Origin of the sequence: Bradyrhizobium sp. 170 (assembly GCF_023101085.1) — a bacterium.
Lineage (GTDB): Bacteria > Pseudomonadota > Alphaproteobacteria > Rhizobiales > Xanthobacteraceae > Bradyrhizobium.
In genome coordinates this window covers 2,220,579-2,242,156 of sequence record NZ_CP064703.1, presented here as the reverse complement: position 1 = coordinate 2,242,156, position 21,578 = coordinate 2,220,579, and the positions used below count along the sequence as shown (strand labels likewise).

The following is a 21,578-nucleotide window of genomic DNA, read 5'->3' as shown; positions in this document are numbered from 1 at the left end:
CCTGGGGTTAAGGACGGTGGGCGGTATTGGGAAGTCCGGGCGGAGTTTCGAGCAGATAGTCGCCTGACGGATCGAGGCCTTTGAGCTCGGCGACGGCCTCGATGCGCCGTGCGGGACCCCGTCCCTTGATGAAGACGATCAGGTCGATTGCCTCGGCTATGAGCCGGCGTGGCACGGTTGCGACCGCCTCCTGGATAAGTTGTTCGATCCGGTAGAGAGCAGCGCGTGCCGAGTTGGCATGGACCGTGGCAATTCCGCCGGGATGGCCCGTATTCCAGGCCTTCAGCATGTCCAGGGCTTCGGCGCCTCTGACCTCACCGACGATGATGCGGTCAGGTCGTAAACGCAGCGTTGAGCGGACAAGATCGGCAAGGCTCGCCACGCCCGGCTTGGTCCGGAGCGTCACGGCATCCTTCGCATCGCAGCGCAGCTCGCGGGTGTCCTCGATGATGACCACCCGCTCTTCGAGACCGGCGATCTCCGCAAGGAGAGCATTGGCGAGCGTCGTCTTGCCCGACCCGGTGCCGCCGGCGATCAGGATGCTGCGCGCCTCGCTGACGGCGGCGGTCAGCACTTTCGCCATTAGCGGCGAGGCAATCTGCGCCTTGACGTAATCGGACAGGCGGAACGTGGTCGTTGCGGGCTTGCGGATCGCAAAGCACGGCGCGAGCGAGACCGGCGGCAAGACGCCTTCGAAGCGTTCGCCCGTTTCGGGAAGCTCCGCCGAGACGATTGGAGACGAACTGCTCGCTTCCGCCCGCACGTGACTGGCAACCAGCCGAATGATCCGCTCCGACACCTGCGGCGTCAGAACGACGCCAGTGTCCGCGCGGCCCGTCCCGTGCCGGTCAAGCCAAAGCTTCCCATCGGGATTGACCATGACCTCGACGACGTCAGGCTCTTCCAACGCGAGCGCGATCGCCGGTCCCATCGCGGTCCGCAGCATGCCGCGACGCCGTTCGCGGGTCTCTGGCGAGAGGAGATCAGACATTGCCGACCTCCTCTCGCCCTGCCGGAGAATGCTCCGGCGGCTCGCCCGCCGCGTTCTGCGCACGGGATTTTGTGTCTCCAGCTTGGGCTGTGCCTAGCGGGGCGCCCTCCTCGAGGTTCCGCATGAAGAGATCGGGCTTCGAGGCGCTGACGCGGTCCATGACGTCAGCGACAAGCCGGCCGCCGGAGGCGACGCGTTTGCCAACCTGGGCGACAAACATCTCGAACCGTTCGCGGCCCAGCGCCCGCGCTGCGTCCTGATCTTGCGAAGGCAGCGGCGGGGTGATGGTCAGGTAGTAGCGGATGAAAAGCGCAATCGTCTCCGCCAGGACGCCAACATCGCGGTCGGTCCGTTCCAGTTGCCGGCTCATCCGGTCCAGCCTTCGGATCAGTGCCGCATCGCCGCTGGCGTCCCGCTCGGGATTGAGGAAGCGATCCAGCGCTGCATCGACAATGGCTGACTTGTTGGCTCCGGGACGTTTGGCGGCGAGCTCGAGCCGCTGTGCCACGCTATCGCTGACATAGGCCGACAGTTTCGGTTTCATCGGGGAATGCTCTCAGAACGAGGGGAGAAGATCGTCGTCGTCGCGGGTGACGGCATGGGCTCGGCGTACAGTGCTGGATGCGTTTGCGGCTTGCTGCATCTGGTTGCGGTCAGCGGCGACGTCGGACTCATCATCGAGCAGCCGATCCTCCATGGGGCGAGCCTCGTTCGTCGCCGCCTCGTCGAACAATGGCAATTGCTGCTTGAGGCCGCCCTCCTCGCCGCCTGCCTGCATGAGCTCGCGATACGGCAGCGTCGCAAGGCGAAGGTCGATGGAGCGCACCTGACCCCGCCAATCGTCAGTGCGGGCCGGCGGTCGGTCTGCATATACGTCGTTCGACAGAAAAGGTGGCTTGCGCAGGCGGCTGACGAAGTTTGCGTCTTCGTAGTGCCGCAGCTTGGTAGCCCGGACCGGGGCAAGACCAGACACCAGCACGATGGCCTGGTCGGGCGGCAGCTGCATCACTTCGCCGGGCGTCAGCAATGGACGCGCGGTCTCCTGGCGGCTGACCATGACGTGGCCAAGCCAGGGAGCCAGCCGATGACCCGCATAGTTGCGCTGCGCACGCAGTTCGGTCGCTGTCCCGAGCGCGTCCGAAATCCGCTTGGCGGTACGCTCGTCATTAGCGGCAAAGGCAATGCGGACGTGGCAATTGTCCAGGATCGCGTTGTTCTCGCCATACGCCTTTGCGATCTGGTTGAGCGACTGCGCGATCAGATAGGCGCGGATGCCATAGCCGGCCATGAACGCGAGCGCGCTTTCGAAGAAGTCGAGCCGGCCGAGCGCAGGAAATTCATCCAGCATCATCAGGAGCTGGCGGTGCGTGTGGCCGGCCGCCTTGGTATTCAGCGTCTCCGTCAGCCGGCGGCCGATCTGGTTGAGGATCAGCCTGATCAACGGCTTGGTGCGGCTGATGTCCGAGGGTGGAACGACGAGATAGAGCGTGACCGGCTTGGCAGCACTCACGAGGTCGGCGATGCGCCAGTCACAACTCTCAGTGTTCCGGCTGACGACGGGATCGCGGTAGAGCCCGAGAAAGCTCACGGCGGTCGACAGAACGCCGGAACGTTCGTTTTCGGACTTGTTGAGCAGCTCTCGGGCAGTCGCAGCAACGACGGGATGCACCTTCGGCTCGGCCTCGGTGCCCAGATGATTGGTTGCCAGCATGATCCTGAGCGTCTTCTCGAAGGACTGCGCAGGATCGGCGAGGATCTCGGTGACCCGGGTAAGGGTCTTCTTCTCTTCCGCGTAAAGGACGTGGAGAATGACGCCGACCAGCAGCGAATGACTGGTCTTTTCCCAATGGGTTCGGCGTTCGAGCGCCCCCTCGGGGTCGACCAGGATGTCGGCGATGTTCTGGACGTCGCGGACCTCGGCGGCCCCCTTGCGCACCTCGAGCAGAGGATTATAGCGGGCGCTCCGCGAATCCGTGGGATTGAACAGGAGGCAATGCGAGAACGTCGAACGCCAACCGGAGGTCAATTCCCAGTTTTCGCCCTTGATGTCGTGTACCACCGCCGACGACGTCCACGAGAGCAATGTCGGCAACACCAGTCCGACGCCTTTGCCCGACCGGGTCGGCGCAAAACACATGACGTGTTCCGATCCATCGTGGCGCAGATAGTTGTTCTCGATGCGTCCTAGAAACACGCCCTTGGACGCGAACAGGCCGGCCATCTTGATTTCCTTCGGTGTCGCCCACCGTGCCGAGCCGTAAGTCGTCACCAATTGGCTTTGGCGCGCACGCCACACCGAGTTAACGATCGCAAAGAGCGCGCCCGCGATGCCGCCGCCGGCGGCGATGGCTCCGCCCTTCTCGAAGATCTCGGGCGCATAGGCTTCAAAGGCGAACCACCATTCGAACAGCCGCCAAGGCAGATAGACGCGATAGCCGACGATCAGGAACCAGGGTTCGCCGAGGCGCTGCTGATAGCCGAGAGCCGCAGCGGTCCATTGCGTCGCGCCCCAGGTCGAGACGACGACGATGCCGAGCACGACGGCGATCTGACCGACATAGATTTTTGCTGGAAACATCCCGCTCGCCCCATACTCACGCAACGTGAGCGGCGCGATGAAAACGGCGAATGCCGCGAGGCTTCAATCGAAATAAAAAGTCGCGCCTTCAGTGAGCGCGAGATTGATCAAGTCTGATCAGGCAATGGACTTGAAAATCAAGGTCAACGCAGTGTCATCGAACGCCTCAACAGCGTGTGAACACTTGGCGCAAGTAGTATCTCGTTGGCATTTCATCCACTGAACCCTGTCGTTTGGCGCTCAACACAGTAGCGACCATGCGCGAGTCGGCGCGGCCACGAAGCGCCACGATGTGATTCTGCAAGACTGAGCTGGATCTAATTGTATTCAGCGCGAAGTGTCGAATGGGTCAGTGATCAACATGCAGTTTGGCAAGCAAAAGCCAGCAAGGCGCGGACAGCCTGATCACTGCCACGATCATGTTGCGCCAGACGCAGTGTCGAGCATGATCTTTGGCGTCGACGTGATCGGCATGCCGATATGGGCATCTTCATCGGCAGCACTTGCGTGACAGAGGCGATCATGTTGACGCCGGGCCTGTGCTGCTGCTGGTCGAGATGACGTTGGAGCAGGAAACGCGAGGCAGAACTTGGCCTGCCCGTCACATGTCATTTTGGCGGAGGAGCGGGCTTGTCGGTGGACTTGTCTACCAAATCGTAATTGGCCGGATCGGAGCCGAACTCGGATACACCCTTCGCAAATTCGCTTCGGAGCAACGTCTGGAAGTCGTCGTCATAGGTTGCAATGCTGGTACGGATCGCAGCTCTCCACTGGTCACCACGATCCCATGCCTCCATGAAGACGGAAGCAAGATCGGCGTGCTGCCGGTTCTCGATCATTGATTCAATGATCGATCTGGCTTGAAGTCGATCCTTCGCGCTCTTGGCCGTCCCGTCGCGGTCTTGCTTCCGGCGCGATCCGACGATCAGCTTGTGGATGGCATATCGCTCTGGAGATGGAATGAGAACCGGCACGCCTGCACCGTGGAGCAGCACGGCACGGATGGGCTCGTAAATCAGGTAATCGAGAAAGCGCAGCGGAAATGCCGCCGCACCACCGAGCGCCGGCATCGGAACTGGCTTGCCTGCCTGATCATCGGACCACTGGTTCGGCGTCAGGAATTCCACCTTGAAGTTGTCCCTCGACACGAATTGAGTGGAGACCCTGCCGTCGGCCTGGCTCGGAACCTCGCGAAAAGTCGGATCGACATGTCGAAGTACCTCCAGGATCGGAGGCATGGAATCTTTGATTGCGACCGAGATTTCATGGAATTGCGCAAAGTCGGCATCGCCAGTCTGCATGGCCACGGCATCAAGGCGTCGGCCGAGCACGGCGGAGTAACATTGGTAGGCCACTGTTCCCACGAGCACCCCCCTCATGCGGAAAAAGCCAGCCTTCGCCAGTTGCTCCACGACTTGGCCAACCATGGGTAAGGGGCGCGGTAGATAGGCCTCGCGGGTCAGCGTGGAAACAAGGCGGCGACGTCCCTTCAGGTCGGCCTTCAGATCTTTGAATGCCTCAACCCGCTTGGTGATTTCCGGATCGTCCACTGGACCGACGTAGCGGCGATCCTGGCCGCCCCCCTCTGGCTTGGGTGTGTCGAAGTACCAGTATTTCTTGTTCTTGACCTCGACAGCCACGAATCTTCCATTCGAGGAGAATTCGGAGGTGAAGCTCTCATCGAGGCTACGCTGGGCCAATTCCGAATATAGCGTTTGATAGGTGATATCCAGGCGGGCGGAGGTCATGCATGGAACCCCAGTTATACTATTTCCGTGAAAATAGTATAGCCAACTTCGTGCAGCGGCAAGTCCGTTATACTACTTCCGCAAAAATAGTATAACTTCAGTAGCTTATGCGCTCTAAAGGCCCAATCCGCGCTTCATGCCGATCGACCAGGAAATGCCTTCCCCGCCGACCTGGCCGGTGACCAATTGCCCGCGAGCCCGCTCCAGCACCGGCCGCCAAGGCACCAGAGCAAACTCGCGGGATCGCTCGATCAGTGCGAACCGCCCGCTGTTCAGCGTCAGCATACGCCGGTAGATGCCGTCGATCTTGTCGCCCGCTTTGACATGGACATGTTCAAGGCCGGTGCGCGCGGATATGTCGGTCGCCGTCCGGGCCAGTTCGCGCGCCTCGAGCGTTTCGAGCATGTTCCGAGCGAAACGCACCTGGCCACCTTCCTCTCGCGCCAGCCCCTGCTCGATCAGCCATTGCCGTCTTGTTCGGAGCGCTGTCTCGACTTCCGCGCCAAAGCCGGTCGACGCGAGCTCATCGCGCTCCTTCCCAACGAGCTTGCGATCAAGCCAGGTTGCGCCCAGCGCCTGCGGTAGATCTTCAAGTCTTTGCCATGACAGCACCGCGACCCGCACAGGATTGCGCGATCGCTGGAGCTTCTCGTATCGAAGCGCCCGGTCCAGATAATCCTGCCCGGCGCGCCAGCTGCCATCGGCAAGGCGGCTGACCATTCCTTCGCGCCGCATCGCCTCCAGGCGCCGCACGTGGGATCCGACAAATTCGCCCGAGGCTTGCGGATCGAATTCTCGATGCAGACGGTCGCTGTAGATGCCGCCATGGCGGGCCGCGATCTCTGCAATCGTCCGATCGATTGCGCGCGGTTCAGCGGCCCGCGGTCGGAGTTCCAGGATCGTGTTGCGGACCGGGGCTTCCTCTTTGGCACTGAGGGTACCGATCTCGACATAGTGCGTCCGTCCGTCCACCCCATCGATCACGACATAGCGGCGCTCCGTCAGTTCGTCGGCAAACCCCTCGCCAACGACCCGCCCGACCAGGCGACGATCGCCTCGTTCCGGATCGAAAATCGCATAGTTGCCGGCCACCCGCGCAATTCCCGCCGCGGCCATCTCACGGTGCATGGTCTTGATGATGTCACCGCGTTCGCCCATGCGTCTGAGCTTTGGGGAGAGCTCAGGGTCGATCTGCCAACGCCCGGGTTCTGTCTCCTCTGCTAACCCCATTCGCTCCAAGGTTCGCAACCGTCCGATCCGCGCCGTTTGCCAGGCGGCCTCCCTTCCGGACAGGGCACCCGGCTCAAGCATACCGCTAGGCGCATCCCGCAGGATGCTCCGGTCGAGCCGCGTCAGCCGCTCGGCCGTGATCTCTTGCTGAAGCTTGCGCGCTACCTCGATCTCCGTTTCAGGGCCGAGCTCTCGCGTGATGAGCTCCGCTGCCCGCGACCGAAAGCCATGAGCGATATAGTCGCGTGCGATGACGAGGTCGCTTCCATCACCGTCCTTGCCGCGAAGGACGATGTGGGTATGGGGATGGCCGGTGTTGAAATGATCGGCGGCGACCCAGTCGAGCTTGGTGCCGAGATCCTGCTCCATCTGCAGCATGAGGTCGCGGACGAAGGGTTTCAGGTCCGCCAGCTCCGCGCTGTCCTCCGGCGCCACGATAAACCGGAACTGGTGGCGATCGCCGGCGCTGCGCTCCGCAAAACTCTTGCCATCGGCGCGGTCATTGCCGGCGTCGTAGAGCTCCCCCGCCTCGCCCTCGCGTGTGACGCCGTCGCGCTGGACGTACCGCAGGTGAGCCCGCACGGCACCTAGGTCACCGGACTTGATCCGCACGATCCGGGCCTTGACCACGACACGGCGTTTGCCTCGGCTTCGTCCGCGCTGTGCGAATATCGTCCCTTGCGCGCGGCCGCGGCCGATGCGGCCGCCTTTGAACGACGAACCGGCCCGCGCACTGGCGCCGGCCTTGCTCGCTTCCTGCCGAACGCGTCGAAGATAGCTGGTCGCTTTCCCAGGCCTGCGATTGCCGATCCGCCCAAGCTTCACTTCGAATTCGTCGTCGTCGATGCCGGCCATGACGCAAGTCCCCGTTGCAAGAGCGCGGATATGTGAATCCAGCCCTCGGCTGCCAAGCCGCAGACGCAATCAATGAGCGCGATCGTTGCTTTAGAACTCGCTTGGCGACATCGCGGTCAGCCGTGTCGCCAACACTTGGATGTGCAGGCAACAGCTTAAGCGCCCTCAAGCGCCAGTGCTTTTATCTTGCTCTCCCGCTTCGTTCGTTTCAACCGTTGATCTAAATGGAAGAGCTTGCTTGACCCGTGAGCTCGCGATCTGCCCGAACGGGCGGCCCGGCGGCAAGGGTGAAGAGGTGCGCGCCCGTTTTCCGACGCGCACGATCGTCGTCGTGAGCCACTTTCAAATATCCGACTTCCAAGTCCAGAGCGGGTGCGCCACGCCCAAGACATCGCAACGCAGGACCGGCCCGAAGTATCGCGAGTCGAACGAATGAGGATGCGGCTGCAGCAGGAAAAATTCCCCCTCGACCAGTCTCATGCAGCCTTCCCAGGAGGGAAGCGGCAGCCCCTCCCGGTCCTTCTCCAGTACCTCAGCGACGACCTTGCCGTTGATGGACATGGTGCCGATCGGCTCTTTCGCGCGGCAGACTTCGTCTCCACCGCTCGCTTCGACCCGCTTCAGAAGCGGTACCGGCACAGGCAAGATTCTGTGCGCGATGATCAAGAGTTCGATCGTTGGTGGCGGCTTGAAGACGGCGAGTTCGCCGCGCACTGGTAAGCGTTGCTCCAGATAATAAAACCCCAGCGGAGCGCTGCCGGATGCATTGTAAATCAAGAGCGGCACCGAGGGTGCAGAGGACATCAGAAGAGTGATGATGCCGGCGCACATGGCCGAAAGAATGCTGGCCTGCCGCCACAGTCTTGTGCGATCAATCTGCATCGGAGGTCGACCTCCGCTTGCTTGCCTGCGACCATTCGACGAGATCTTCGATGTGGTAGCGGACATAGCGTCCGTGCTTGCGGTAAGCGGGCCCTCTGCCGTTCACCCGCATCTTCTCTAGGGTGTTTTTGGTAAGCCGGAGCCAGGCGGCGGCTTCCACCGTGTTGAGGAACGGCTTTTCCGGTTCTTTGTCGTCACTTTTTGTCATCGTCCAACGTCCCCTTATCGAATCTCGCACAAGCAAGAGGTGCAAGGGGAAGCGTCGTCAGATCGGGACTGTTTTTGGAGTGGCGAAGATGGCGGACCTTGTTTCGCCATCCCACGCGAGCAAAACTCGTCAAAGCGAGAATGGCGGAATCGTCTAACTCAGGAGATCGCGATAACCGCCCTTCATCAACTCGGTGCCTTTCGCGACGAGGCGCCGCGTGCGGTCCTTCAAGAATTGACTAGGCCCCAGCCATTCTTCAGCAACTTTCTTATCTCCAAAGAGAGTAATCGCGATCTGCCGATACGTCTTGCCGTTCAGGCTTTCATCGAGCGCGATCAGGGCCTGGCGGAGGCGTTCGTCGCCTGAAAAAGTTGATCTTTGAAGGGCTGTAACATTGGTATCAGTGAACCGATGAAGACGCTTCAGGACCTCGGTCTGCCCTGAGAGGTCGTCGAGGTCATGGAGTTCAAAGATCGCAGCAAATGGCGCGGTCAGGACGGAAAGGCCTTTGATTTCGACATTGACGCGAACGCCCATGCCTTTGATCGAAACGTGCTGAACGGTATCAATCACCGCTAGTCGATCGCCATTGAAGTCGGCGAGCGCGCGCGTCATGGCACCACTGTGCTCATTCGGCATCCTAGCACTCAGCCGGACCACGCGTTTCAAGGCATTGGCATGCCAGACCACGGTTGCGTCAAGGGCGCAGCGTCTCGGATCGGCGAAGGCGTAAAGCCCCCACTTCTCCGCACGCGGAAATCGCTGCCTGAGGCGCAACAGCCGCGTGCCGTCCTTCAACGTAATGCATGGCAGGTGCCGCGGAACGGAGCTTCGCCAATCGGCGATATAGTCCTGATTTCGGCGTAAGAACTCCCACGCCCAATCGGCCCCATCGTAATCGGTGGCTCCACAGGAAAGCGCGTCGGTGCGACCACGCGAAGAACCGACGGAATGATTCAATAGCCGCCCCTGCAGATAGCTTTTTCGGCGAGGATCCTTCGGCCCAAATGGGGCAAGAGAACGGCCCTCAGGGATTGCGTTGCGGCACTGTTCTTTTGCGCCGTGCATTGCCTCCTGGAAGAGACAAGCGGTTCGGAAGCTCTAAGCGGGTGAGCGACATGTCTCAATGTCAATATTGCAAATTTGATGTTACATTTTCCGTCGTGCACGCCGATTCTCGGCCTGCACTATTTCAGATGTGAATCATGGAGGGGACATGGCTAAGAAAGCGAAGAAGACCAAAAAGACGACTGCGAAAAAAGCTAAAAAGAAGAAAAAGTAGCTGCTTTCCGTGACAACGTGCTATCATCTATCGAGGCGCTCCGGGCGGTGAGCCACCGGTGTAGTTGGTTTAACCGCTCTGACTAGATGAGCAACGAAGACACCTAAGCCGAATCGCATACGCCTTGCGCTATGCGGTTCGGCTTTTGATTTGTTGACTGCTGATTGGGCCAAACGATGGCGGTCTTCAACGCAGTGACACCATAATCACTTAGTGAAAGTCATTCATCATCGTCGGCAAGAGCTTCGATAGCAGCAGGGCAGTCGATGTCAGCGCCGAAAGGCTGACGATCGCTTGAGCGACGCAGATGCGTTTGAGCGTTGCGCCTTCATCGTGAAACGCGTTGAACGAATGCGCCATCATTCCGCTCCATGATACGATCCAGACTTTCTGTGGGCAGAGTTATAGAGCGAGTCGCGCCGATCGTTATTGACCTAATTTGCTGTTACGAGCTTGACTCTTCAGCGACTCAGACGAGCGCTCCGTGACGCGGGAATGGAGCTTCTGCGCCGAATCGTTTGCGCGAAACCTGAGTAAAGAAAAAGTTAAACGGAGGCCGGAGCGGCCGCCCGGCAAGGTCGCAATGCGATTGGAAGGCAAAGCCTGACGGGCTGACGGATCCAAGGAAGGCCCCGCCCGGAGAAGACCGGGCGGGACCTGAGAGCTTGCTCTCACTCTCCGCTCTTGCGCGGCCGCGACCAAAGGAGGGTGTAGCCTTCCCCGCTTTCCTCATCGAACAGGTTCGCGTAGATCGGGGCGTTGAACGAGGGGTCGTCGAGCTTGAGCGAGAGATAGTCACGGCCCTCCTCGGAGCGCTTCGACCAGGCCGCTCCGATCTTGGCCTTATGTGGTGCACGACATAATAGAGAGCGTTTTTAGATTGGCGGCGCGGTACCGAAGCTTCAAAGTGCGCCGCTGTGAGTGCGCCGGTAATCTAAAAACGTGTTGGACGAAGCCGCCTAGCGCGCCGGTGCCGCTATGGAAATTGGATGCTGCATCCCAGCGGATAATGCCGTCGCTGAGGCTTCGGGGACATGCTGGATGCGGTCTTGATGGCGAAACATTCTAATCGAGATATGGTCTCCCGGTCGGAAAGACCGGCGACGCCTGCGCTTGGAGGGCTCGAAGTCGGAGGCGTGACAATAGGATTCCTGCTGCCTGCCTCGGCAGACGGAAAGCACGATGATCAATGAGTTGAAAAGCCCGGCCGTCATGAAGTATCCATAAGAGGTGGGTCTTGTGACGCAACGGGCGCGAGCACCTCGATGCACACCATCTGCCCTTGACGGCAAAAGGGACATTCCCGCAGGGAAACGCCGGTCAGCTCCTCGACCTTGTCACGATAATCGCGCCCTTCCTTCGGTTTTACGGGCGTATCGGGCTGCTGCATTCCGAGCAGTTCGCGGCAGCGGGCGAGCTTTTGCTTGCGGTAGCGGTTGCCCATGAAACCATAATAACGGATGCGCTGAAATCCCTCGGGCAAGACATGGACGAGGAAACGCCGGATGAACTCCCCGGCCTTGAGCGTCATCACCTTTTGCCGGTTCTCGTTGCGATAGTCCTTCCACTGAAAGCGTACCTTGCCATCCTCGATATCGACGATCCGGTTGTTGGCGATTGCCACCCGGTGTGTGTAGCGTCCGACATATTCCAGAACCCGCTCAGCGCCCGCGAACGGTGGCTTGGCATAGACCACCCAGTTGACCCCTGGCGGGTGGGATCCAGATAGCGCCGGAATGCGACGGGATCGTGCAGCCGTTCCAATGACGAAAAGAATCGCAACTCGCCGGCATCGAATGCCTTTTGCAGACCTTCGAGAAACAGTCGCCGGAATAGTCGGGAGAGCACGGCGACTGGTAGGAAGAAGCCGGGACGGCACGCGACCCAGCGGCTCCCGTCCGGCGATAGCCCGCCGCCGGGCACGACGCAGTGGAGATGGGGATGATGGCTGAGATTCTGACCCCAGGTATGAAGTACCGCGAAAAATCCGATCTCCGCGCCGAGATGTCGCCGATCGGCAGCGATGGTGCGCAACGTCTCGGCGGCTGCGTGGAACAGGATCTTGTAGACCGTGCTGGCATTCTGGAAGGCAATCGCGGCGATCTCGTCGGGAACGGTGAAGACGACATGGAAATACTGCGTATCGAGAAGCTCTTCCCGCCGAGCTTCGATCCATTCCGCTCGGGCGAGCCACTGGCACTTGGGGCAACTGCGGGAACGGCAGCTGTTGTAAGCGATCCGTCGTTCGCCACAGCGGTCGCGCTGTTCGACATGGCCGCCGAGCGCCGAAGTTCGGCAGCGCTCGATGGCAGTCATAGCTGCGCGTCGGTCGGTCGATAGCGAGGCCCAGTGCTGCTCGCGCCAGGCAGCACCGTAGCGACGGAATATATCCGCGACCTCCAGACCTGAGCGGCCCATGAGGCTGGCCGTCAAAAATGTTCGAGCGTTGGCGGCGAGGAAGCCTTGGGGATCGGACGCGGCAGCAGTTCAAGCGGGCTCGTCGCTGCGCAGACCTTGTTGGTAGCGATCCGCAGATATTGAGCGGTCGTAGACAGGCTGCGATGGCCGAGCAGGAGCTGGATGGTACGGAGATCGGTTCCAGCTTCGAGCAGGTGCACCGCAAATGCGTGCCGCAGCGAATGCGGCGTCACCGGCTTGGTGAGTTTCGACATCCGATGTGCCTGGCGGCAGGTGGCATCTACGGCGCTTGTCGATATCGGTTCTCCAGCAACGGCGCCGGGAAACATCCATACCCCAGTGGGTCGCACGGCGCGCCAATAGGCCGTCAGCACCTCCAGCAACCTGGCCGACAGCATGACGTAGAGGTCTTTCTGTCCCTTGCCCTGCTGCAGCACCATGCGCTGGCGGTCGATAGCCTCAGGCTTCAGGCGGGTCGCCTCGGAAATACGCAGGCCGGCGGCATAGCATGTCGTCAGGATCGCCTGGTGTTTGAAGCTCTCGATGCAGCCAAGGAAGTGCCGCACCTCCTCAGGGCTGAGAATGACGGCCAGTGTCTTTGGCGCCTTTGGGCACGGAATGATCCGGTCGAAATCCAAATCGAGGCCGAGCGTGACGCGGTAGAGAAAACGAAGCGCTCTGACGGTCACTTGCACCGAACGTGGCGCCAGCTTCTTCTCGTTCGTCAAATAGACCTGGTAGGCGTGGATATCCTCCGGGCCGAGCAAAGCCGGCGATTTAGCGAAATGCCGGGCGAACTGCGAAACCTGCAGCAAATACGAATCCTGCGTGTGTCGCGACAGGTTGCGGACCTGCATGTCTTCCATCATGCGTAACCGAAGCGAGGTCATAGCGAACTCCTTGACAAGAGGGACGCTGCGCGCGGGCAGCAACACCATCTTGCCAAGGGCAAGCGCTTCTGAAATGGGGTGGATTACGTCGCTGTGCGGGTGGTGCCGGGTCACAGACGCGGGCTGGCTTCAAGGGGGATACCCCGCGCTCAACGCGGATACCCTCCCGCGGAGCGGGTTCGTCCAGCGCGGATTATGCGGAGCGTGGCGTTATGCGGATTGGCCTGATTTGAGCGCAGGTTTTTCGGCGCGTTTGGATGGCGGCGCTCCGCATAATATCGTTGAGGAGAGCCGCGGCGCCTCGCGCGAGGCGAGACGCCGCAAGCCGAGGGTCAGCGCGACCAGACGAGCGCGTAGCCGTCATCGACCGCGACGAGGTTGGCGTAGATCGGCGCCGGGAAGGACGGGTCGTCGAGCTTCACCGAGTGATAGACGGTGTTCTCTTTCGAGGTCCGCTGCCACGCGGCGCCTATCTCAACGTTGCCGGCCGTCACGCGCAGGTCCGGCGCCTTCTCGTTGCCGGAGGGTTCGGCCAGAAGGAAGCGTACCTTGATGTTGAGCAAGAGCGTCCTGATGGTGCCGGTGTACGAGCCATCTTCGGCGCGGGTGAAGGTGCCAATCTGAGCCATGGTGATCTCCTGTTGCTGTTTCCAAGCCCGCGACCATCGCGGCCTTGATGGCGATCTGTGAGCGCCGCAACGACCGCCCCGCAGCCTTGGCCCGCAGCGTGAGCGGAGGATGGCGGGCTGAGCGATTTTGTTGCCTCGCGAGGAATGCCGCCGATTGGCGGCAGGGGAAGAAGATCGCGAACGAGCCATTGCGGGTAAAGGTCGGCGAGCGCAGCGAGCGTATTGTGGCGCGTGATCCGCCAGCAAAAGGCCGGTATGGACGTGGGCCCAAGCAGCTTCACAGGAGAGCATCGGCTCACAGGCATCACCAAGGCCAATGACGGCGTCACCGCACCAACCAGGTTCACGCGCAACAACAGCGTCCTTCTCCGGTTCCAAGATCGAACGGGCGAAGGCTCAACTTGCTGATGTGGCCGGCACGATCGTGCAGCCGCACCGAACGGACCGAAGGCGTGTCACCGTAGCATGATAATGAAGCCTCACGTCGTATCGGACGTAGATTCCAACAAAGAGGCGATCAATGCATCCGGCGCCCTGAACCGACCGCGGCGTAGCTCCGGCGGAACGACCGCTTCCACTGCCTCGAGCTTTTCCGAGGGATCCATGCGGAGATAGACCTCGGTTGTGGTGCGGATATCGGCATGCCCAAGCCACAGCGCCACCTTCCGGATATCGTGCGTCGCCTGCAGCATGATCACCGCGCAGCTATGCCGAAGCTGGTGCGGAGAGATCGAACGACTGCGCAAAGACGGGCACGCCTCGGCCGCAGCACGAACGTGCTTGTCGAGCACGTACTCGAAGCCCGCACGGGTCATCGGCTCATCCTGTGCGTTGACGAACAGCTCCGGCACGCGGACTGCTCCCCTGACGCTCAACCAGGCGCGAAGGTCGCGCGCGGTGTCCTTCCAGAGTGGCAGGCAGCGTTCCTTGCGGCCCTTGCCCCGGATCGTCACGCTCGCTCCGTGCTGGAGCGACAGGTTTTCGGTCAGAACGCCGACCAGCTCGGAGACCCGCAAGCCTCCGGCGAAGCAGAGGTGCATCATCGCCCGGTCGCGCACGCCGAATCGTGTCGCAAGATCGGGGGCGTTGAGGATCGCGCGAACCTCCTCCATCGTCAGATGGCGGATGAGCTTCTGGTCGTGGCGCTTGACCGGGATGGCATGGACGCGACCGATCTGCTCCAGGGCGGAGGGCACACGGTGCTCCACATAGCGCATGAACGTCTTGATGGCGGCGAGCCGCAGGTTGCGCGTGGCGGCGCCATTGCCGCGCTCCTGTTCGATGTGGGCCAGGAAGGCGGCGATCAGCGGCGCGTCCAGGTCTTCGATCGTCAGCCGTGACGGACGCGTGCCGAGCCGTTTCGCGGCGAAGTCGAACAGCAGCTTGAAGCTGAACGCGTAGGTCTCGCAGCTTTCCGGACTGTAGCCGCGCTGGCGGGGCATGTAGTCACGCAGGAAGCCTGTGACGAGAGGGGCGAGCTTCGTCATGAGACGCTCCCTCCAACCAGCATTTCCGCCGCCGAGGCGATATCCGCCATCATCTCCGGCGTCGCCTGGAGATACCAATAGGTGTTCCGGATGTCGACATGGCCGAGATAGGTCGACAGAGCGACGAAGTGCCGGGCGACCGCGCCACGCTCGACGCCGCATTGTTCGAGCACGCGAGTTGCGAAGGTATGGCGAAGATCGTGGATGCGAGGCTGCTGGCTTCGCTCCGGTGCAATTCCCGCTCGCCGCAAGACGCAGCGGAATGTGTAATTCACGGTCGTCGGGCACAGCGCCCCGTGCCGGACGGATGGGAACAGCCAATCGCTTTCGCCGGCGCGTTGGCGGCGGGCCTCAAGATAGCGGCCGAGCGCCTCGATGACCGTCGGATGCAGCGGCACGAGCCGGCTCTTGCGGAACTTGGTCTCGCGAATGTGCAGCACACCATCGGGCCCAATGTCGTCGAGCTTGAGCGCGATGGCCTCCGAGACACGCAGTCCCGTGGCCGCGATCAGCCCGAACAGCATGACGTAGAGTTGGCGACGCAGGGGATTGGGCTTCTGCCGCCGGAGCCTGCCGGCGGCATCGAGGACGCGGGCGATCTCGTCCGCGGTATAGATATAGGGGATCGGTCGCGTTTGCCGGCTCCGCGCGAAGTCGGCGCGCGGGATCTCATGCCGAGGATCTTCGGCATGCAGGAAGCGCGCGAACAGGATCGGGTCCGTCAGGCGCCGCTCGCGTGCGCCCGGCGTCCGGGCGACCGTCGCCAGCCAGGCGAGAGCGGATGCGGTGCGGATGTGCGCTTCGTCCCGCCCGGCGGCGAAGCGCGCGAAGGCACGAAGATGCCGCTCGGCCTTGACCAGCTTGTAACCGAGCGTGCGGCGAAGGGTGATGTAGCGGTCGGCGTCCTCGCTCAACATGGCAGCCCCCCACCCCAGGGCTGCGCGATCTCCGACAGGAGACCGATGTCCACCTTGGCATAGAGCGCTGTGACCGACGGGGAGCGGTGCCGCAGCACGGCGCCAACGCCGGCAAGGCTGGCGCCGTTGCGCAGCATGGTCGTCGCGGCGGAGTGGCGCAGAACATGAGCCCCGCGATGGATGCTCTTGACGCCGGCTCTGTCGAGGGCACGGCGCACGATGCATTTCACGGCGATGCGGCTGAGCGGCCTGACGGGCGCAGCACTCGTCAGGAAGACCCGCGTTGTCGCGACGCGCGGCCGTGCCCGCTCGATATAGGCGAGGATGGCATCGCCAATCTCCTGAGTCAGTGGCAGGCGCTCCTCGCGCCGACCCTTGCCGGCACGGGTTATTCTGCCAGCCACCCAGTCGATCTCACCGAAGGCCAGATTGGCGACTTCGCTTGCCCTGAGGCCCAAGCGGGCAAGGAGCAGGATGACGGCCCGATCGCGCAGCCGATCCTCGCCGTCACAAGCGGCAAGAAGGCGGTCGATGTCGGCTTGCCCGAGGAAGCGTGGCGTCGTCGCCAACTGCCAATTCGCGAAGCTCGGAACAGCCTGTTCCCGGCCGACCGGGCACTTTTCTCCGCGACGGACGATCAAAGAGCCTTTCTCTGGATCACCTGGCCCGTCACGAAGTGGGGCGCCGCCCTCTTCCTCTCGCCGGGCGACGCCGAAGCAGAAACAAAGATTGAAGTGGGCCGCGCGGAAACCGCCGAGCGGCCCGACGGGTGTCAACCGACCAGGTCGAGCAGCTTCTTCGCCCGGGTCTCGAGAGTGAGCCGGACATCCTGGTGCGGTTTACCGCGTGCAACGGCCGTGATGCCTTGGACAAAGTCGAACCACTTTCAGGTTTTCTACCTTCTTCGGCGAGCACCGTCTCAATGATCTTCACCGTCGCCGATTTACCAAACCCGCGCTTGCGCAGGAATTCGGTTCGATCATCGTCCGTGCGCGCAACGACGCATTCGCGCTCAGCCTTGATGCCACTAACGAAAGGCATGGGCGAAGAATTGGCGAAGCGGGTGAGCGCAGGTGCTGCTTCGTGGGCGAAGCGGGAGGCGGCGTATTTCGAGTCGCGGATGGTGATTTCCTCAAAATCCTCCACTCCCCAAAGATTGCGATTCTGGCGGACGGCCCGGAGATAAAAGCTCGCGATACCAAGCGCCTTGGCGCCCACCTCGGAATTCCAGCAATAGAAGCCGCGGAAATAAAGGTCGGGCGAGCCGTCCAGGCAACTTGCCCGCCTCGATCGGGTTGAGGTCGTCCACCAGGAACAGGAAAACGTCACGATCCGAGGCATAGAGCGTGGTGGTGTTTTTCGTGACATCGACCTGCGGGTTATAGATGCTCGTCGACCAATCGAGCACACCAGGATCTTCCAGCGTGTATCGCCGGTGCCGTTGCCAGCTATGCGCTGGACCGCGGCGACCAGTTCATGGTCGTAGATGCGACCGTAATCGGGGCCAGTGACTGCGCGCAATTCGACGCGTCCGTCTTCGACCGCGAGCGTCTTGATCAATTCGGCGCGATGCGAGGTTAGCCCATACTGGAGATTGATGGCGGCGAGAGTTGCTGGGAGCTGGCGCAAATAGGTGGACGGCGCACCAACCATAGTCGTGAGCTGACCGAAGCTCCAGTGGGTCGGCACAAGGGGCACATCGTCGCCCGGTAACATCAGCGTCAGCCGATCCGCGTCGTCGCGATTCGCTTTCACCCTGATCGCGGAGCTCGCGGCGGTCCGGGTGCGGCTTAGCTCGGCGCGGCCGCGCACGGCGGCATATAGTTCTGACAGCGACGGGTACCTCTCGTCCGCCGGCCGGGAGAACCATTCGGAGGACACGCGGCCAATCCGCTCTCCTCGTCTCACATCCACTTTGTAGCCGCCAAGCTCACCGCGAGTGGCGTCCAATACATTCAGCTGGCTCATGGGTTATCTCCATGACGGGCGGCGCGAGCTTCTCTCGCGACTTCTAACCCGTCATGGAAATCCCGGCCAACCTCTCACTCTGTGGTGGCCGGCTGATCGCTCGGACGCCGCAAGAGACTCCGCCAATACCCAATCTACATGCTCTCGTGGCGAGTCAAGCGGAGCGACTTGTGGGCGCGAACCTGCAGAAGAGGCTGCCGCAGGAGCGTCAGCATAGCGCCGTCCCTCGGTGGGACGCGGGACCGATTGCAGTCCGAGACCTGTTAAGGAACTCGCAGGAGGATCCGCGCCGCGCCGACGCGAAGCGCGGCGGGATCCGTAGCCGAGTGGCTCCGACGAGAGACACACTTAGTGCGACGCACCGAGCCACAGGCGAGACCTTGTGCGGCGCCTGCAGCAGCGTATCAAACCCCTTCGACGGGCATCCAAGCTCGTGGAAGCGATATCTCTTCTCGAGTCATGGTATGCGCATCGTAGATTCTGACCTGAAGCATTGGAAACCGCTTCTTCAGCTCTTCTGCCTCTGTCTTTGCTCCGTCTCTGGTCCTAAACTCGGCTTTCACGCGACCATCCACTTCGAGCGCGTAGCCTGACGTGGGCCGTTTGCGGGCGGCAGCAACCATCTCGCTCCTCTTCTCGCATTTTGGCTGTTGGACGATGTTGGCTTAACGTGAGTCGCTCAAATCGCGCCGGCGGCAGAATGAGTTTGTGTGAATCGTCGCGAGGCGGTAGCTAAGAGAAATTGGCCATCTGCTTCGATACATCGGGAATTCCTTGATCTCTTCGCAGAGACAAGAACGGACGGATGGCCGGCCCTGCCAACGTGATCGCGGGCACCAATTGGAATTGCACGCGGCCGATGCCGACCAAGGTCGCCCAATACGGGAAAAGCGCTTGGAGCCGGCGATGCGGCAATCAGGTTCGTATGAATGCCAGCGGTCTTCCATTCTGCTCCTCTTCAAAGGGCTTGAATCGTACGTAGCGTCATATTGTAGGATCTCCTAGATCGCGACGGTCTCTGGCAACCCGAACGGAGACCACTCCGGGTATCTGGCTATGGCACGGCCTTGCGGCCAACACTGGCTGTGACAATTCTAATGACCATATTGAGCTGTGCATTGGTAGACAGTCGTCACGGCCTATGTTTCTTGTCAGAGTGAGACAATGACGAGCAATGCCATTGATTTATGTAGATTGGCGCCATTGGCTCGATAGTCGCCCACGAGATCGCCCGAAGTGGATTTCGGGTGTTTGTTCTGAAGGCCGGACGCTCCCCCGGGCCTCGCTGGCGACTGTCCAACAGCGAGGGTTGACCTTCGTCGGAAATGCCTTTGTTTCCGGATATTTGAGCCAATCAGGAAAGTGGATGAGTGATACCCGATGAGTTTACAGGACTTCCGCTCTGCCATCCCCGGCGGCAGGGTCTTGGAAATAACTACGACGACAGGCTGTATCGTCGGACGTTCTTATTGTCCGCAGGACAAGTTTGCCGCGCGGCAAAGAGCAGTATCTCACATCAAGCATCTTTGCCTTGAAGATTTCAAGCGATGTGTGGGGCGCGTACCAGCAACTGTCGACATTAGCTTTGCCGGCTACTCGGAGCCTTGGCTCAATCCGAAGTGCACCGAAATGGTCGAGCACGCTTGCGCATGTGGCCATGGCATCCGAATTTTCAAGACACTTGTAGGAATGAACGGGCGAGATCTACGACGCTTGCAAGCGATGCGCTATAGGGTTTTCATGGTCCATGTCTTCGATGATGGCGCCTACATGAATAGCCGCCTTGTCGGGCAAGAGTATCTCGATTTGATTCGTGAACTGGTCGACGCAGATATTTCCTCGATTCGATTCGTAGCCTCGGGAGAGGTCCATCCCGATCTCGTTGAGATAATCCCTTCCGGAGCGCTAATTCGCACGCCGCCGCTGAGTAGCAGGGCCGCAAGCGTCGATCCGAAGATGGTTGAATCACGCGAGCCAGCGATTGGACCACTGACCTGTGCTGACGAACGACAGTATCGGAATGTCCTTCTCCCAAACGGGGACGTTACTTTCTGCTGCATGGATTTTGAGCGGCCTCACGTTTTGGGCAATCTTCTGCACGACGAATACGAAGATCTCTTCAAAGGGCCCATTTTTTGCGAAATCGTCGATCGCATGAACGGAATGAATGGCTTTCTGCATTGCAGGATGTGTGAAGCTGCCGAAAAAAAAGCGTCGACATGCTGACTCGGATAGCTGCGCACCGCCTTGATGGTGGGCCGGCGATTGCGCCCTGGCGGCGATATGAAGTCTCTACATGCCCGGTCGAATTTGAGATGAGAAAGCACGTGTGGGCGCGCTTGCGGGTGAGCTCGACATGCTCGTCTAAGCACCATGGTCGATCATCGCGGATTGCGCGCGAGAGCGGCCGATCGCCTCGAGAACGCTCCCCGCCGCTCCTCAGGCTGCAGATGGCCGCTGGGAATGGCACGTGCGCAAGCCCCCTTCTCCGAGCTGATCCGCAGGATTGTCCCAGCTGGCATCTCGGCCACTGTGGCTCAAACTCATCAGACAGTTGGAAAAACGTCCGTGGTTGTGAATCATTCTGACTGTTCAAGCGCTCTCGCCTTTAACGATGCTAGGCGAGGTGTGTATGCATTCGCCGCACTTTACGGACTTTCATCACTGCGATCATTGGCATTGTAGTGACGCATGCGATGGATGCGTTTCGATCAAGGCTGTCATCTAGGGCGGCCTAAGAAGCGTCGGTAGGCTTTTCTTTGAGAACGGGTAACGGCTACAGTTTCTTCATGGCAGAGCGAGTGACGGTTTTCTTCTATGGTCTGTTCATGGATCCGGAAGGCCTGGAGGCGAAACGTCTTCGGCCGCTCAACGTCAGGCAGGCCTATATCGAGCGATTTGCACTGAGGCTGGGCGATCGAGCGACGTTGCTGGCCGATCCGGATGGGCGGGTCTACGGCACAACCGCGACTCTCACCCACGCCGAGTTAGATCGGCTCTATTCAGAGCCGAGCGTCGCAGCATATCGACCTGAACCCGTTCTCGCCCAATTTTCCAATGGCACGGCCGAGCTTGCGCTTTGCTTCAATCTTCCGAGCATCGCGCAGGAAAAGACGACCGAACCGAACTACGCAGCTGAACTACGAGCAGTCGCCCGCAAGATGGGGTTGCCGGAGTCATACGTGGCTAGCATCGGAAAGAATGAGTAAGGGCTCACGGCACCGCCTCGCGATGCGGCCAGTGCCAGTTTGCAAACGGCCATCGCCGAGCTGGACGCATCGCACGCACTAACTTGCATCGGACGCATGAACCGGAATCGCCACCGCGCCGGAGGTAGCAGTCTAGCCTACGATCTTTAGCGCTTTGCGAGCTTGCGGCGAGGTGTCGGCTGCGGCTCGCCGTGGGTCAATGCCATGGCACTCCTGGCCATCATCATCAAACCGTCGACAGAAGACACTGCAGGCGAGCTGCTATGAGAAAGCTCAGCATCCTTCA

General features: G+C 60.9%; 16 protein-coding genes and 3 pseudogenes. 2 read left to right on the top strand and 17 right to left on the bottom strand.

Features of this window, described 5'->3' with window-relative positions:
* Positions 1-7: 7 nt before the first annotated feature.
* The 17 genes and pseudogenes from trbB to IVB05_RS10395 form a co-directional block, all read right to left on the bottom strand.
* Positions 8-991 (bottom strand): P-type conjugative transfer ATPase TrbB, encoded by a 984-nt coding sequence (trbB, locus tag IVB05_RS10475; RefSeq protein WP_247784077.1) that lies wholly within the window; start codon positions 989-991, stop codon positions 8-10.
* Positions 984-1,535 (bottom strand): CopG family transcriptional regulator, encoded by a 552-nt coding sequence (locus IVB05_RS10470; RefSeq protein WP_247784076.1) that lies wholly within the window; start codon positions 1,533-1,535, stop codon positions 984-986. Before IVB05_RS10470 ends, trbB begins: the two co-directional genes overlap by 8 nt.
* Before the next feature lie 12 nt (positions 1,536-1,547).
* The gene (locus IVB05_RS10465) at positions 1,548-3,569 is read right to left on the bottom strand and encodes a conjugal transfer protein TraG (protein ID WP_247784075.1); all 2,022 of its coding nucleotides are present in this window, start codon (positions 3,567-3,569) and stop codon (positions 1,548-1,550) included.
* Positions 3,570-4,177: 608 nt separating this feature from the next.
* Positions 4,178-5,317: a GSU2403 family nucleotidyltransferase fold protein gene (locus IVB05_RS10460; protein WP_247784074.1), complete on the bottom strand. Its 1,140-nt coding sequence runs from the start codon at positions 5,315-5,317 to the stop codon at positions 4,178-4,180.
* 114 nt (positions 5,318-5,431) lie between these two features.
* Entirely contained in the window at positions 5,432-7,402 is a 1,971-nt protein-coding gene (gene rlxS, locus IVB05_RS10455) for a relaxase/mobilization nuclease RlxS (protein ID WP_247784073.1), read from the bottom strand.
* A gap of 342 nt (positions 7,403-7,744) precedes the next feature.
* Positions 7,745-8,284, bottom strand: a complete 540-nt coding sequence (locus IVB05_RS10450) for a S26 family signal peptidase (protein WP_247784072.1) — start codon at positions 8,282-8,284, stop codon at positions 7,745-7,747.
* Positions 8,274-8,492, bottom strand: coding sequence for a helix-turn-helix domain-containing protein (locus tag IVB05_RS10445; RefSeq protein WP_247513406.1), 219 nt, complete (start codon positions 8,490-8,492; stop codon positions 8,274-8,276). Before IVB05_RS10445 ends, IVB05_RS10450 begins: the two co-directional genes overlap by 11 nt.
* 153 nt (positions 8,493-8,645) lie before the next feature.
* Positions 8,646-9,452, bottom strand: a complete 807-nt coding sequence (locus IVB05_RS10440) for a DUF2285 domain-containing protein (RefSeq protein WP_247784071.1) — start codon at positions 9,450-9,452, stop codon at positions 8,646-8,648.
* Positions 9,453-9,984: 532 nt separating this feature from the next.
* Positions 9,985-10,134, bottom strand: a complete 150-nt coding sequence (locus tag IVB05_RS10435) for a hypothetical protein (protein ID WP_247513408.1) — start codon at positions 10,132-10,134, stop codon at positions 9,985-9,987.
* Between the two features lie 311 nt (positions 10,135-10,445).
* Positions 10,446-10,616: pseudogene (locus IVB05_RS10430) on the bottom strand (DUF736 domain-containing protein); the annotation flags it as partial.
* A 368-nt stretch (positions 10,617-10,984) separates the two neighbouring features.
* Positions 10,985-12,192 (bottom strand): annotated as a pseudogene (locus IVB05_RS10425) (IS91 family transposase).
* Positions 12,193-12,203: 11 nt separating this feature from the next.
* Entirely contained in the window at positions 12,204-13,082 is an 879-nt protein-coding gene (locus tag IVB05_RS10420; protein ID WP_247784070.1) for a site-specific integrase, read from the bottom strand.
* Positions 13,083-13,414: 332 nt separating this feature from the next.
* Positions 13,415-13,711, bottom strand: coding sequence for a DUF736 domain-containing protein (locus tag IVB05_RS10415; protein WP_247784069.1), 297 nt, complete (start codon positions 13,709-13,711; stop codon positions 13,415-13,417).
* Between the two features lie 479 nt (positions 13,712-14,190).
* A complete protein-coding gene (locus IVB05_RS10410) occupies positions 14,191-15,198 on the bottom strand; it encodes a tyrosine-type recombinase/integrase (RefSeq protein WP_247784068.1) in 1,008 nt (335 codons plus the stop codon).
* Complete coding sequence (locus IVB05_RS10405) at positions 15,195-16,115, bottom strand: tyrosine-type recombinase/integrase (protein WP_247784067.1); 921 nt, start codon at positions 16,113-16,115, stop codon at positions 15,195-15,197. The genes IVB05_RS10410 and IVB05_RS10405 overlap by 4 nt, the downstream gene beginning before the upstream one ends.
* Complete coding sequence (locus IVB05_RS10400; RefSeq protein ID WP_247784066.1) at positions 16,109-16,756, bottom strand: tyrosine-type recombinase/integrase; 648 nt, start codon at positions 16,754-16,756, stop codon at positions 16,109-16,111. The genes IVB05_RS10405 and IVB05_RS10400 overlap by 7 nt, the downstream gene beginning before the upstream one ends.
* A 131-nt stretch (positions 16,757-16,887) precedes the next feature.
* Positions 16,888-18,083 (bottom strand): annotated as a pseudogene (locus IVB05_RS10395) (DUF932 domain-containing protein).
* 1,380 nt (positions 18,084-19,463) lie between these two features.
* Here IVB05_RS10395 and IVB05_RS10390 point away from each other — a divergent pair.
* Together IVB05_RS10390 and IVB05_RS10385 are read left to right on the top strand one after the other, a co-directional pair.
* A complete protein-coding gene (locus IVB05_RS10390) occupies positions 19,464-20,309 on the top strand; it encodes an SPASM domain-containing protein (RefSeq protein WP_247784065.1) in 846 nt (281 codons plus the stop codon).
* A 575-nt stretch (positions 20,310-20,884) separates the two neighbouring features.
* Complete coding sequence (locus IVB05_RS10385) at positions 20,885-21,292, top strand: gamma-glutamylcyclotransferase family protein (RefSeq protein WP_247784064.1); 408 nt, start codon at positions 20,885-20,887, stop codon at positions 21,290-21,292.
* The last annotated feature ends 286 nt before the right edge of the window (positions 21,293-21,578 follow it).

Coding starts and splice junctions, on each gene's coding strand:
- trbB (WP_247784077.1), bottom strand. CDS start 991: ATGTCTGATCTCCTCTCGCCAGAGACCCGCGAACGGCGTCGCGGCATG.
- IVB05_RS10470 (WP_247784076.1), bottom strand. CDS start 1,535: ATGAAACCGAAACTGTCGGCCTATGTCAGCGATAGCGTGGCACAGCGG.
- IVB05_RS10465 (WP_247784075.1), bottom strand. CDS start 3,569: ATGTTTCCAGCAAAAATCTATGTCGGTCAGATCGCCGTCGTGCTCGGC.
- IVB05_RS10460 (WP_247784074.1), bottom strand. CDS start 5,317: ATGACCTCCGCCCGCCTGGATATCACCTATCAAACGCTATATTCGGAA.
- rlxS (WP_247784073.1), bottom strand. CDS start 7,402: ATGGCCGGCATCGACGACGACGAATTCGAAGTGAAGCTTGGGCGGATC.
- IVB05_RS10450 (WP_247784072.1), bottom strand. CDS start 8,284: ATGCAGATTGATCGCACAAGACTGTGGCGGCAGGCCAGCATTCTTTCG.
- IVB05_RS10445 (WP_247513406.1), bottom strand. CDS start 8,492: ATGACAAAAAGTGACGACAAAGAACCGGAAAAGCCGTTCCTCAACACG.
- IVB05_RS10435 (WP_247513408.1), bottom strand. CDS start 10,134: ATGGCGCATTCGTTCAACGCGTTTCACGATGAAGGCGCAACGCTCAAA.
- IVB05_RS10420 (WP_247784070.1), bottom strand. CDS start 13,082: ATGACCTCGCTTCGGTTACGCATGATGGAAGACATGCAGGTCCGCAAC.
- IVB05_RS10415 (WP_247784069.1), bottom strand. CDS start 13,711: ATGGCTCAGATTGGCACCTTCACCCGCGCCGAAGATGGCTCGTACACC.
- IVB05_RS10410 (WP_247784068.1), bottom strand. CDS start 15,198: ATGACGAAGCTCGCCCCTCTCGTCACAGGCTTCCTGCGTGACTACATG.
- IVB05_RS10405 (WP_247784067.1), bottom strand. CDS start 16,115: ATGTTGAGCGAGGACGCCGACCGCTACATCACCCTTCGCCGCACGCTC.
- IVB05_RS10390 (WP_247784065.1), top strand. CDS start 19,464: ATGAGTTTACAGGACTTCCGCTCTGCCATCCCCGGCGGCAGGGTCTTG.